This window comes from Vibrio sp. QJM3NY_27, assembly GCF_057785955.1.
In genome coordinates, this window is the sequence record NZ_CM173511.1 from 425771 (window position 1) to 439858 (window position 14088).

The following is a 14088-nucleotide window of genomic DNA, read 5'->3' on the forward strand; positions in this document are numbered from 1 at the left end:
TCCTAGAGTGCTATAATCTGGCGCTCTCTTTTTCTTCCTGAGCTAGTAATGCGAAATAAAAAATCAATAATTACATTACTAATCATCTCAATCACACTCTGTTCAGCTGTCGCTCTATATTACTTGCAGCGATATAAAGAAGTGAAGCAGCAGAGTTTTGACTACTCGGCCAAGCAAGCCGTCCATCAATTGGTGTACGCCAAGCGAGACTACGAGCTTCTTAAGACTCAATTAGTTTCCGTAATGGGCCTGTTGAGCCACAGCCAAAGCTTGGTTAACTTTGCCTCTTCTCCCTCTGACCAAACCAAAGATCTACTTGAAGAGGTTTGGCAGTCTGTCCTTGTTAATCAGAAATGGTATACACAGATCCACCTGCTAGATATCTCGGGTAAAGAGCTGGTTCGTGTGAACTACTCCGCTGATTCAGGCCACATAACGGTACCGCAACAGCTTCAAGATAAATCTGACTCGAGCTATTTTCAATACGCCCAAAAACTAGAAGCTGAACAAATTGGCGGCTGGGGCATTGAGCTTGAAATGGAACATGGTGAGATCACCTTCCCTTATATGCCGGTAATTCGTGTCTTTACCCCCGTAGAAACATCTGACAAAAGAGTGGGCTACCTTGTTATTAACCTCGATGTATGGGGTTTATCGTCGCGTCTTAGTTTTTCACCTGATAATGATCTTAGAGCAGAAGTTCTTAATGAAGCGGGTTATTACATAGCGAGTAACCATAGCGGTAAGCTGTTTGGCGATTCTATTCCAGAAAGAAAAGGCTACAACCTGAAAAACATCGCACCAAAGGCATGGGAAGCGATCTCTAATGATCAGGTGGGGCACGTTTTTGAAGATGGCAATTTGTTTGCGTTTAACACGGTGATGCTCGCGAATAATCAAAAGGTCCATTTACTGATTCAACTTAATCAGAAACAACTGATGGATCGAGCTGAACCGAGCTTAAGTGACCTCTCTCAAGAAGAAGTGTTTGTGTTGCTAACGGTACTGGTCTTTGCGTTTCCGTTTGCTTATTTAGTGACTCATTACCGACGTCGAAGTCTAGAAAGTAAGTTGGCACGCGCCGCATTGAGCGGCATGTCGGCCGTCATGATCTCTGATAAGCAGCATCGTACTATGATGATCAACAACGAGTTTGAGAACATGACGGGGTACAGCAAAACTCAAGTTATCGGAAAGAACGCATTGCAGCTATTGCTTGAGAATACCGACCAAGAGCTCTCAAGTTCTGATATCTGGAGTCATTTAGAGCAAGAAGAAGTCTGGGAAGGTGAAGTAGAGTGTAAGAACAAACTGCGTATTCCTTTCACCGCGATCATGAGAGTCCAGGCGGTTAAAAATAACTCTGGAAAGGTCAGCTATTATATTACTTCCTTAGTCGATATTTCTGTTAGAAAAGAGCTTGAAGTGCGTTTGCGTGTACTCAGTGAGAGAGACTCTTTGAGTAACCTTTGGAACCGACGCAAGTTCGAAGAACAGCTCGCGTATTATTCTCGCTTGGTCGAGCGTTACCCTAATGAAGCGACCACTTGCTTAGCTTTAGTCGATATTGATAACTTCAAACGAATCAATGACGAACTGGGCCACGATGAAGGCGACCGAGTGATTGCAAGTGTTGCAAGGCTTCTACAAGACAGTCTACGCAGTACTGATTTTGTTGCTCGCGTTGGGGGGGAGGAGTTTGCATTACTGATGCCACACACCTCACTGCCGGAAGCGAAACGTGTGTTGGATCGATTACGAATAGAAATAGAGCTATCCTCAGGGACTAAAGTGACGGTGAGTGTCGGTTTCACTGATTTGACAAGCAACAGCACTCGCTCATACAAATGTGCCGATGTTGGGCTCTACGAATCTAAATCGTCTGGGCGCAATACCGTCTCTATGTGCCCTAGTCATGCTGATGTCGCTTAATCTTTCATTACTCGATTAGTTTTTAATATTTCACTTGGCTTTCAACAGACTTAGCCCTTAAAAAGATTTACGTTTTAAGTGACTAACCACTTTCCTATCAAGCCATCTTTCTCGCTTCGTATCTTTTAAAGCTACCCTTCAGCAGTTCCTTTCAACATCTATAATAGGAATCTCACTTTTGAGGCGACCTATGTCACAAGTCTTATGTAGTTAGACTAAAGTCTAATGCTGATGAAAATTTGAGCTAAAATAAACAATAAGTAAACTACCTTGCTTCAGGTTGCGTCGTGTTAAGCGAACCAATAAACAGAGTGTTTACCCGATATAAAAGGGATGACACCGTTAACTTAATTCAGCTGGTTAGCTCGCCTTATCAATGGCTTGAGAGATAGCAGTAGAATTAGGTTAGCTGTAGCAAGAGTTTGGGGATCATACTGTCTGGTTAAAAGAGGCGTGGTATGTTTGTCGATTTTTTAGTGAGGTTAACCATAGGCACATTGGTCATTCTTGGCTTTCAACTGAGTGCACTGTATTTTTTACCTATGGTTGTACTGCTCAATACTCATCACAAAGAGTTTTTTGGGTGGTAGTTCAGTCGTGATACTGGAAACAAAAAACGGAGCCGTTGGGCTCCGTTTTTATTTGGTAAGAAATTACTTGAGCGTTATGCCGCTTCGATAACTTCTTCAATTCGTTTCATTGAACCTAGTAAATGTTGATCAAGTAACTCTGTTGCTTGTTCTGCATTCTTAGAGAGTACTAGCTTCATGATCATTTCGTGCTCATCAATATTGAACAGATCATCAGATGCTGTTTCAGCTGACATTGCTAAGAAGCGGTAACGTTTAACTTGGTTAATAAGTTCATCAAAGAACTTAAACATGTTCTCTGAATCAGCACCTTCAAGCAACGCGACATGGAATTGTTGGTGGCGTTCTTCCCATTCAACAGAATCAAATTCTTCTTCTACGTTCTGAAGGCGTGATAGTTTGTGGTAAGAGGTCAACACTTCTAATTCCCAGCTTTCATCGCCAGCTGAGATCGCTTTTTTAAGCAGAACGGAAGAGACCAGTCGAAGGCTTTCGTATAGGTCATTGAGTTCTTTCTTTGATACCGGAGATACCCAGCAGCCTTTCTGTGGCTCTAGCTTTACGTATTTACTCCAAGATAACTGCACTAAGGCTTCACGAATTGGAGATGCGCCTACGTTGTATCGTGCTTTTAGATCAGCAACAACGAGTTTTTGGCCAGGGGTTAACTCACCATTGAGAATATCTTGGCGAATCATCTTTGATACTTTGTCTGTGAGCGTAGGACTAGACATTACAAACCTCATGCATATTTGATTCTAGTCTGCTAATCCGTCTCTTAGAAAGAGCCCATGGAAGTTAACAGTACGTGATTCTACTGTGATTGATAATACAGCGTACTGAAAAGTTAGGCAAGATTTGTTTCATAAAAAAAGAGGGCCGAAGCCCTCTTTTATATTTTTATGCGAATCGGTTCATTCTTATAGAACGTGAACAGATGCCGTGTTTGTAGTACCAGAAGCGACTAGAGCGCCAGAAACCATTACTACGATATCGCCTTTGTTACCTAGGCCAGATTGTAGAGCGATTTCTTTACCGTTGATGTAGAACGTGTCTGTGTTCTCGATAGAGTCAACAAGAACTGGTTTAACACCTTTAGTAAGAACTAGCTGTGCAGCTGTCTTTTCGTTAGTTGTTAGAGCAAGGATGTTTGCAGTTGGGAAGTACTTACGTACTGAACGTGCAGACTTACCACCTTCAGTTGCAACAACGATTAGAGGAGCCGCTAGCTTCTCTGCTGTGTCTACCGCACCTTTACATACTGCTTCAGTAATGCGTAGACGTGGGCTGTCTAGACGAGAACCTAGCTCAGCTTTAAGAGCTGAATCAGTGCGGTTCGCGATTTGAGCCATGATAGTTACAGCTTCAACTGGGTACTTACCTTTAGCAGTTTCACCAGAAAGCATTACTGCATCAGTACCATCCATGATTGCGTTCGCAACGTCACCCGCTTCAGCACGAGTTGGACGTGGGTTGCTGATCATAGAGTCAAGCATTTGAGTTGCAGTGATAACCATCTTACGTGCGCGGTTACACTTCTCGATCATCATCTTCTGAGCGAAGATTACTTCTTCAGCTGGGATTTCAACACCTAGGTCACCACGAGCAACCATGATGCCGTCAGAAGCTTCAAGGATTGAATCGAAGTTATCTACACCTTCTTGGTTTTCAATCTTAGAAATGATGTGGATGTTCTCGCCGCCGTTAGCGTTTAGAAGCTCACGGATTTCTTTAACGTCGTCTTCTTTACGGATGAAAGAAGCAGCTACGAAATCAACGCCTTGCTCACAACCAAACTTAAGGTCAGCTTTGTCTTTCTCAGAAAGAGCTGGAAGTTGAACAGAAACGCCAGGAAGGTTAACACCTTTGTTTTCGCCTAGAGCACCGTTGTTAAGAACTTTACACTTAACTTCAGTTTCTGTTGTTGCGATAACTTCCATTTCGATTAGGCCGTCATCAACAAGGATAGTGTTACCAGCAGTTAGGTCTTTAGCGAAACCTAGGTAAGTTACTGCTACTACGTTTTTGTTACCAACAACTGTTGCGTCAGTTGTGAAAGTGAACTCTTGACCAGCTACTAGATCTACGTCGTTACCATCTTCAAGTTTGATAGTACGGATTTCTGGACCTTTAGTATCTAGAAGGATAGCAAGTTGCTCACCTTTTTTTTCCATTACTGTACGGAAGTTCGCGATACGAGTGCCGTGTTCTGCGAAGTCACCGTGAGAGAAGTTAAGACGCATAACGTTCATGCCAGCATCTACTAGTTCAGTTAGCTTCTCTACAGATTCAGTTTTAGGGCCAATCGTACATACGATTTTGGTCTTTTTCATGGAAGGTACTCTCCGGTAAGTATTGTTACAATTTGAAATTTATTTAAGGTCTGAAGATTGGTCCGCTACATCAACATTTTGTGCCTGTTGTGTAAAAGTGCGGGACTTCCAATATGTCCTTCAGAGTTGTAAGTCTTTCATCAATTTTAGTCATTTTATGACCAAAAGATTTTGATTCAATATCGGTTTTATGTGACTTACCCCACTATATAAGAGGTAAGTTGCAAAAAAATAACAGTCAGTTTTGTAATTTTTTTTCTTTTCGGGTGCGGATTCTACCACCTAATCAGTTCAATATCACTGCTTAACAATTGTCTTAGGACAAGGTTTTATCGCTATTTATTAATTTTTTGGATCAAAATAAATGGACTAAATAGTTTCGTTGTAACTATAATATGTTTCAAATCGAAACTTACTGGCCTTTTTTAAATGTCGAAACGAAACACCCAGCTCAGAAGACATGCTATTTCTAACCTCGTTAATGAAAAGGGGGAGGTTAGTGTTGATGAACTATCCGCTAAATTCGAAACCTCAGAGGTCACGATTAGAAAGGACTTAGCGTCTTTAGAGAAAAACGGTCAGCTTTTGCGCCGTTATGGTGGTGCGATTTCATTACCGAAAGAGGTTGTGAACGAAGAACTGGGTCCACAAGTTTCGACTCGAAAGATTTCATTAGCGAAAGCCGCTGCAGATTTAATTCGCGACCATAATCGCATTGTGATCGATAGCGGTAGCACGACAGGAGCGCTAATTCAGCAGCTCAATAGCAAGCGTGGTTTGGTTGTAATGACCAACTCGTTGCATGTTGCTAATGCACTTAATGAGTTGGAAAGCGAACCAACACTGCTAATGACCGGCGGCACTTGGGATACCCATTCGGATTCTTTTCAAGGCAAAGTCGCAGAATCAGTACTGCGAGCTTACGATTTTGATCAACTATTTATCGGGGCTGATGGTATCGACCTTGATAGAGGCACAACCACGTTCAATGAATTGGTTGGCTTAAGTAAAGTAATGGCTGAAGTGTCACGAGAAGTGATCGTGATGGTTGAGTCGGAAAAGGTGGGACGAAAGATCCCGAACTTAGAGCTGGCATGGGAACACATTGACATCTTAATTACCGATACAGACTTAGTCGAAGAATCCAAAGCAAGTATCGAATCACATGATGTTCGAGTGATCCTGACTGATCCAGCGTAAAAACAAATTTAAGTATTATGCATTTACCTTCCTATAATTGATCTTAATAAAGATCTGGCCTTTGCTTGCTGCCAATAGGAATAAAACGAAATTGATGGAGTGAAACTATGTGTGGAATTGTTGGTGCAGTAGCACAGCGTGATGTAGCCGAAATTTTAGTAGAAGGCCTTCGCCGCCTAGAATATCGTGGCTACGATTCAGCGGGTGTCGCTGTAGTTGATAGCGAATCTAACCTAACTCGTGTACGCCGCCTTGGTAAAGTACAAGAGCTAGCAGACGCAGTCGATCAACAACATGTTATTGGCGGTACTGGTATCGCTCATACACGTTGGGCGACACACGGTGAGCCTTCTGAAGCAAACGCACACCCACACATGTCGGGCGATATTGCCGTTGTACACAATGGCATTATCGAAAACCACGAAGCACTGCGCGCTCTGCTGCAAGAGCGTGGCTACGTGTTTACTTCACAAACGGATACTGAAGTTATCGCTCACCTTGTTGAGTGGGAACTTCGTACGTCGGCTTCTTTGGTTGAAGCGTTACAGAAAACAGCAAAACAACTAGACGGTGCATACGGCACAGTGGCAGTTGATCGTAAAGATCCTAGCCGTATTGTTGTGGCTCGCTCTGGTAGCCCGATTGTTATCGGTTTTGGTGTCGGTGAGAACTTCCTTGCTTCTGACCAACTTGCACTATTAAGCGTAACTCGTCGTTTCATGTACCTAGAAGAAGGTGATGTTGCTGAGGTTACTCGTCGTGATGTAACGGTATTTGATGTAGCGGGCGAGCGTGTTGAGCGTGAAATCGTTGAATCAAACGCAGAACACGATGCCGGTGACAAAGGTCAATACCGTCACTTCATGCAGAAAGAGATCTTTGAGCAGCCAACAGCGCTGATCAACACAATGGAAGGCCGCATCTCTGACACTTCGGTTATCACTAACGCGATTGGTGTTAAAGCGGAAGAGATCCTAAGCAAGGTTGAACACGTGCAGATCATCGCATGTGGTACGTCTTACAACTCAGGCATGGCAGCTCGTTACTGGTTTGAATCTCTAGCAGGCGTAAGCTGTGACGTAGAGATTGCCTCTGAATTCCGTTACCGTGATTTTGTTGTTCGCCCGAACAGCTTATTGGTGACTCTGTCTCAGTCTGGTGAAACGGCTGATACGCTTGCTGCACTTCGTCTTGCAAAAGAGAAGGGTTACATGTCAGCAATGACTATCTGTAACGTTGCAGGTTCTTCGCTAGTTCGTGAATCTGATTTTGCCTTTATGACTCGCGCAGGAACAGAGATCGGCGTAGCTTCAACTAAAGCCTTCACAACACAGCTAGCGGCAATGCTGATGATGGTAACTTCAATTGGTCGTCTACAAGGTCGCATCAATGAAGAGAAAGAAGCAGAGATCGTTCAAGCACTGCATCAACTGCCTGCTGATATCGAGAAAGCATTAGCGTTTGATAAAGAGATCGAAGCGCTAGCACCTGATTTTGCAGATAAGCACCACACACTGTTCTTGGGTCGTGGTGAGTTCTACCCAATCGCGATGGAAGCGTCTCTTAAACTGAAAGAGATCTCTTACATCCACGCAGAAGCATACGCGGCTGGTGAGCTTAAGCACGGTCCTTTGGCTCTTATCGATGCAGATATGCCTGTTGTGGTTATTGCACCAAGCAACGACTTACTAGAGAAGCTGAAATCAAACGTTGAAGAAGTACGTGCTCGTGGCGGTCTACTTTACGTATTCGCAGATGAAGATGCAGGCTTTGAAAGCGATGAGAACATGAAGATCATCAAGATGCCTCACGTAAGTGAAGTAACAGCACCTATCTACTACACAGTACCGATGCAGCTGTTGTCTTACCACGTAGCACTAATCAAAGGTACCGATGTTGACCAACCTCGTAACCTAGCGAAAGCGGTTACGGTTGAATAATCGTTAGCTTGTCTAAGAAAATTAGATAATAAGAAGCCCATCCTGTGATGGGCTTTTTTGTGTCTGTTAGCTAACGATCAGCGTTAGATCTAGCTTTAACGGCATTAAGCATTAAGCATTAAGCATTAAGCATTAAGTGCTTGCTCTAGGTCAGCCAAGATATCGTCAATGTGTTCAATACCGACCGACAGACGAATCATCTCTGGTGACACACCTGCTTGCTTTTGTTCCGCTTCGCTTAATTGACGGTGTGTTGTAGAAGCAGGATGACAAGCGAGAGATTTTGCATCGCCAATGTTCACCAAGCGTTTGAAGATTTGCAGCGCATCATAGAAACGAACACCGGCTTCATAACCATCTTTCAAGCCAAAAGATAAAATGGCAGACGGCTTACCTTGCATGTATTTCTCAGCCAATGGGTAGAACTCAGAGGTTGGTAACCCCGCGTAGCTTACCCAACTCACGTTCTCATGTTGCTTAAGGTATTCTGCTACTTTCAGTGCATTCTCGGTGTGTCGCTCCATGCGTAGCGACAACGTTTCTAGACCCTGCATCAACATGAAGGCATTCATAGGTGACAGTGCTGCGCCTGTATTACGCAATGGAACGGTTCGAGCGCGGCCAATAAATGCGGCTTCGCCAAAGGCTTCGGTATAAACCACACCGTGGTAAGAAGGTTCTGGTTGATTAAAGACCGGGAAGCGATCTTTGTGTTCTGCCCATGGGAATTTGCCTGAATCGACAATAACACCACCCAACGTCGTTCCGTGACCACCAACGTATTTGGTTAGCGAGTGCACCACAATATCGGCACCAAAATCGATAGGTTTACACAACACTGGTGTCGCCACCGTGTTATCGACAATCACAGGTACACCTTGTGCGTGAGCAAGCTCAGCAACACGTTCTAAGTCGATAATATTGCCTGCTGGGTTACCGATACTTTCACAATAAACCGCCTTGGTCTTTTCATCGATCAATGCCGCTAAGCTTTCAGGTTTGTCGTCTTTGGCAAAGCGAACTTCTATCCCTTGGTTTGGTAGCATATGAGCAAATAGGGTGTAAGTACCGCCGTAAAGTTGAGGTGTTGAAACGATATTGTCACCGATTTGTGCCAACGTTTGAATCGCGTAGTTGATCGCCGCGCTGCCTGCACTCACCACTAAGCCTGCAATACCACCTTCTAAGGCTGCCATGCGTTTTTCCAACACATCATTGGTTGGGTTCATTATACGAGTGTAGATATTGCCTGGTACCGCAAGGTTAAACAGGTCGGCACCGTGTTGTGCGTCATCGAATTCGTAAGCAACGGTTTGGTAAATAGGAGTCGCAACCGATTTGGTTGTTGGATCAGTGTCGTAGCCGAAGTGAATCGAGAGCGTTTCGTCTTTCATGAGTCTTCCCTGAACTATTGAATGATTTGTGTACTCTCATATTGCCGATTTTTTTATAAAAGAAAAGTATGTTTAGTCACATAGAAGAAATTGGACGAATGGGACAGAGCGTTGAGCTAGAAGATAAAGGACTAGAAAAGCAAAAAGCCAGAGCAGCGTGAACTGTTCTGGCTTTTCTAATTTGGTGGCCCCTCCCAGATTTGAACTGGGGACCGAACGATTATGAGTCGTGCGCTCTAACCACTGAGCTAAGGGGCCGTAGGGCATAGATTATAGGGGAACCAATCAATGGTGTCTAGACACTATGAGGGGCAATTCCGCTTACATCTTAGCCACTTAAATCACGTAGGCACAAAAAAGGTGAGCCAACGCTCACCTTTTTTATTTTATGCTTAAAAGCTAACCACACTAAAGCGTGTAATTACTCGTCTAGGAAGCTACGCAGAGTTTCTGAGCGGCTTGGGTGACGAAGTTTACGCAGTGCTTTTGCTTCGATCTGACGGATACGTTCACGAGTTACGTCGAACTGCTTACCAACCTCTTCAAGAGTGTGGTCAGTGTTCATGTCGATACCGAAACGCATACGCAGTACTTTCGCTTCACGAGGCGTTAGGCCTGCAAGAACGTCTTTAGTTGCACCGCGCAGGCTTGTTGCCGTTGCAGAGTCTAAAGGCAGTTCTAGCGTTGTATCCTCGATGAAATCACCTAGATGCGAATCTTCGTCGTCACCGATTGGTGTCTCCATTGAGATAGGCTCTTTAGCGATTTTCAGTACTTTGCGGATCTTGTCTTCAGGCATTTGCATGCGCTCAGCCAACTCTTCCGGAAGCGGTTCACGACCCATCTCTTGTAGCATTTGACGAGAGATACGGTTTAGTTTGTTGATCGTTTCGATCATGTGAACTGGAATACGGATAGTACGAGCTTGGTCGGCAATCGAACGAGTGATTGCTTGACGGATCCACCATGTAGCATAAGTAGAGAACTTGTAACCACGACGGTATTCAAACTTATCTACCGCTTTCATCAGACCGATGTTACCTTCTTGGATTAGATCCAGGAATTGTAGACCACGGTTTGTGTACTTCTTAGCAATCGAGATTACTAGACGTAAGTTCGCTTCAACCATCTCTTTCTTCGCACGACGAGCTTTCGCTTCACCGATAGACATACGACGGCTGATATCTTTGATGCTTTGAACAGTAAGAGACGTTTCACGTTCGATGATATCCAGCTTTTGGATAGAGCGACGGATGTCGTGTTCGTTACGTTTGATCTTTTCAGCGTATGGCTTGTCTGAAGCAAGAACTTCGTCCAACCATGCTTCGCTAGATTCATTGCCAGTAAATAGTGCAATGAAAGATTTCTTCGGCATTTTGCCGTACTCAACCGTTTGACGCATGATTAGGCGTTCTTGAGTACGTACGCGATCCATTGAAGTACGCAGTTCGTTTACTAGGTAATCAAACTGTTTTGGCGTCAGACGGAATTCTTTGAATACGTCTTGCATCATTGTTGTTGCAAGCGTTGCTTTCGGGCTTTCGTGGCCGTATTCATTGATTGCTAGTTGACGGTTTTGGTAGCTAGTGCGAAGCGCTGTGAACTTCTCAAGAGCAAGCTCAGGATCAATACCTGTATCTTCCTCTTCTTCTTCCTCGTCGTCTTCTGCTTCTTCTTTGTCTTCGTCTTCTAGATCAGTTTTAGCGAGCTCTGAACCGATGTGAGTCGCCGTTGGCGCAGCTGTGCCATCGTCGTCTGGGTCAACAAAGCCATTGATTAGATCTGTTAAGCGAATCTCTTCAGCGAGTACGCGGTCAAACTGTTCCAAGATGTATGGAATCGTGCCTGGGTACTCAGCAACAGATAATTGAACGGTATTGATACCATCTTCAATACGCTTCGCAATGTCGATTTCGCCTTCACGAGTCAGTAGTTCAACTGTACCCATTTCACGCATGTACATACGAACTGGGTCAGTTGTACGGCCAATCTCGCTTTCTACGCTTGAAAGCGCAGCAGCAGCAGCTTCAGCTGCATCTTCATCTATATTGGCATCGTCATCATTAAGAGCTAGATCATCAGCGTCAGGTGCAGTTTCTACTACCTTGATACCCATGTCATTGATCATTTGAATGATGTCTTCTACCTGTTCAGAATCCACGATTTCTGCAGGTAGGTGGTCGTTTACTTCGGCGTAGGTCAGATAGCCTTGTTCCTTGCCTTTAATAACAAGTAATTTTAGCTGTGACTGCGGATTTTGATCCATAGATGATATCCAACTTCAGGTCTGGTGAAGGACGTTGCATTCTCAAATGCAAACCAATTATGTTAACAAATTTATTAAATGCTGACTAATCAAACAGGGTTACGCTTTTAGATCTAGCATTAAAGCTAGTAGCTCCCTTTTTTCTTCGGCTGATAAACCGACACTTCTTGCTTTGGCCTGCAGGTTTTCAATTTGTTTTTCAACGCACTGGGCAAGGATATTGTCCAATGAGTCTAAAAATATGTCTTCTTGATTGTCTTCGTCGAGGGGGATTTCCCAGCTCGCGAGACGAGACAGAAGTGCCTCATGTTTGTTCTCTCGCCAATGTTCTAATAATTGGCCTGTGCTGATATGGGGGTTCACTCGGCAGATATCAAGTACTTCGACGAATAAACTTAGTCCAGGCAGCTGTAAGCCTTTGACACTTGATAAATCCGGTACCATATCAGCATAGCTCGGATTTTGGATAAGCAAAGCGATAACTTCACGCATTGGAGTGCGCTTGAGCTCTTTATGCGGTTGAGGTGTCGGGTTCTTTGTGTGAACGCGAGCACGCCTCAATTGGTTATCAAATCCAGTTCGCTCATCGAGCAATTTTTCGAGCAGTTCTTGGAAGTAACTGTCAGGAATTTTACTAATCAAGGCGCTGGCATGTGCACGCAGTGCCGATTTTCCTTCTGTTGTTCCTAAATTCAGCTTGTGTATTTCAATCAGATTATCGAACAAATAGGTCGAAAGCGGCGTCGCATTGTGGACGAGCTGTTCGAAAGCAGCCTGACCGTGTTCTCTAATATAGCTGTCTGGGTCTTCACCGTCTGGCAAGAACAGAAACTTGAGTGTGTTACCTGTTTTCAGGTATTCAAGCGCATTTTCTAGTGCGCGCCACGCGGCCTCTTTACCTGCTCTATCACCATCGTAACAACAAACCACAGTATTGGTCTGGCGGAACAACATCTGAACGTGGTCACCGGTTGTTGAGGTACCCAGTGATGCCACTGAGTAATCGACACCGTATTGCGCTAGTGCGACAACATCCATATAACCTTCAACCACAAGTACTTGAGGCGGTTCACGGTATGCTTGTAACACTTCATAAAGGCCGTAAAGCTCTTTACCTTTATGGAAGATCGGCGTTTCTGGCGAGTTTAGATACTTTGGCGTGCCGTCTTCTAAGACACGACCACCAAACCCGATTACTCGGCCTCGACGGTCACGAATCGGGAACATCACGCGTCCACGGAATCGATCGTATCGGTTGCCTTTATCGTTTTCTATCAACATGCCGCCAGTAACGAGCATGTCTTGAGCTTCTTTTTGTTGGCCAAAGTTCTTACGAACCAAGTCCCATTCATCAGCGACGTAGCCAATCCCAAACTTCTGTACGATTTCACCAGAAAGACCACGATTCTTTAGGTAATCAATCGCAGGTTTATTGGCTGATATTTTCAGTTGAGAGCGGTAAAAATTACTGATGCCGCCCATCAAATCGTAGAGGTTACGTTTTTGTTCGCTGTTGGCTCTTGGCGCCGTGGATATTTCACCGCTGCGCTGTTCTCTAGGAACATCAAGTCCTAAAAATGAGGCCAGCTCTTCAATCGCTTCAACAAAATCGAGACGTTCGAACTCCATAATGAAGTCGATAGCGTTGCCGTGTACGCCACAACCAAAGCAGTGATAAAACTGTTTTTCTTGGCTTACGCTGAAAGAAGGGGTCTTTTCGTTGTGAAATGGGCAACAAGCACCATAGTTTTTGCCTTTTTTCTTAAGTTTCACGCGTGCGTCCACAATATCGACAATGTCGAGACGCGCTAGGAGATCATCGATGAAACTACGCGGGATGTGTCCTGCCATAAAACCTTAGAAAAATGCACTAACTGAGAGTGTGGATAATAATAGTTTGAATAGGTTACAGATACAAACAAGCCGTGCGTTCCGAAGGATTGCACGGCTTGTTGCAATTTGATTTGGGATTAAGCGAGTTTAGAACGAACTAAACCACTAACTTTACCCATATCTGCACGCCCTTGAATTTGTGGTTTCAAGATAGCCATTACTTTACCCATGTCTTGCATGCCCGCAGGTTGAGCTTCTGCAATTGCGCTATCAAGTAGTGCAATAACTTCTTCTTCAGTTAGCGGTTGAGGCATAAAGCCTTCAAGTACCGTAATTTCTGCTTTTTCCACGTCAGCAAGATCTTGACGATTTGCCGATTCATATTGAGCAACAGAATCGCGACGTTGCTTAACCATTTTAACTAATATAGCAATAATGTCGTCGTCGTTCAGAGTGATCCGTTCGTCAACTTCACGTTGCTTAATTGCTGAAAGAGCTAAGCGGATAGTGCCAAGGCGCGGTTTGTCCTTGGCTTTCATCGCTAATTTTTGCTCTTCTTTGAGTTGTTCAATAAGAGCCATAACTCAGTCCTTATGGATT

Annotated in this window: 9 protein-coding genes and 1 tRNA gene; 3 read left to right on the forward strand and 7 right to left on the reverse strand. The window is 44.2% G+C overall.

Features of this window, described 5'->3' with window-relative positions; all coding sequences use genetic code 11:
• The first annotated feature begins 48 nt into the window (after positions 1-48).
• Positions 49-1932 carry a sensor domain-containing diguanylate cyclase gene (locus tag AC3CIA_RS01950; RefSeq protein WP_488518444.1) on the forward strand — a complete coding sequence of 628 codons (1884 nt, stop codon included), beginning with the start codon at positions 49-51 and terminating at the stop codon, positions 1930-1932.
• Between the two features lie 664 nt (positions 1933-2596).
• Here the strand turns inward: AC3CIA_RS01950 and AC3CIA_RS01955 are convergent.
• Both AC3CIA_RS01955 and pykF read right to left on the reverse strand, forming a co-directional pair.
• Entirely contained in the window at positions 2597-3220 is a 624-nt protein-coding gene (locus AC3CIA_RS01955; protein WP_004735872.1) for a GntR family transcriptional regulator, read from the reverse strand.
• A gap of 222 nt (positions 3221-3442) precedes the next feature.
• The gene (gene pykF / locus AC3CIA_RS01960) at positions 3443-4855 is read right to left on the reverse strand and encodes a pyruvate kinase PykF (protein ID WP_488518445.1); all 1413 of its coding nucleotides are present in this window, start codon (positions 4853-4855) and stop codon (positions 3443-3445) included.
• Between the two features lie 429 nt (positions 4856-5284).
• Here pykF and AC3CIA_RS01965 point away from each other — a divergent pair, with 429 nt between their 5' ends.
• Entirely contained in the window at positions 5285-6055 is a 771-nt protein-coding gene (locus AC3CIA_RS01965; protein ID WP_114632956.1) for a DeoR/GlpR family DNA-binding transcription regulator, read from the forward strand.
• A 107-nt stretch (positions 6056-6162) separates the two neighbouring features.
• Positions 6163-7995, forward strand: a complete 1833-nt coding sequence (gene glmS, locus AC3CIA_RS01970) for a glutamine--fructose-6-phosphate transaminase (isomerizing) (RefSeq protein WP_017098929.1) — start codon at positions 6163-6165, stop codon at positions 7993-7995.
• A 125-nt stretch (positions 7996-8120) separates the two neighbouring features.
• Here the strand turns inward: glmS and AC3CIA_RS01975 are convergent, their stop codons facing one another.
• The 5 genes from AC3CIA_RS01975 to AC3CIA_RS01995 form a co-directional block, all read right to left on the reverse strand.
• The gene (locus AC3CIA_RS01975; RefSeq protein ID WP_017080208.1) at positions 8121-9389 is read right to left on the reverse strand and encodes an O-acetylhomoserine aminocarboxypropyltransferase/cysteine synthase family protein; all 1269 of its coding nucleotides are present in this window, start codon (positions 9387-9389) and stop codon (positions 8121-8123) included.
• A gap of 182 nt (positions 9390-9571) precedes the next feature.
• A tRNA-Ile gene (locus AC3CIA_RS01980) sits at positions 9572-9647 on the reverse strand.
• A 163-nt stretch (positions 9648-9810) separates the two neighbouring features.
• A complete protein-coding gene (gene rpoD, locus AC3CIA_RS01985; protein ID WP_009847799.1) occupies positions 9811-11655 on the reverse strand; it encodes an RNA polymerase sigma factor RpoD in 1845 nt (614 codons plus the stop codon).
• Positions 11656-11754: 99 nt separating this feature from the next.
• On the reverse strand, positions 11755-13506 hold the full coding sequence (gene dnaG, locus AC3CIA_RS01990) for a DNA primase (RefSeq protein WP_017080230.1): 1752 nt from the start codon (positions 13504-13506) through the stop codon (positions 11755-11757).
• A 119-nt stretch (positions 13507-13625) separates the two neighbouring features.
• A complete protein-coding gene (locus AC3CIA_RS01995) occupies positions 13626-14069 on the reverse strand; it encodes a GatB/YqeY domain-containing protein (protein ID WP_009847797.1) in 444 nt (147 codons plus the stop codon).
• Positions 14070-14088: the final 19 nt, after the last annotated feature.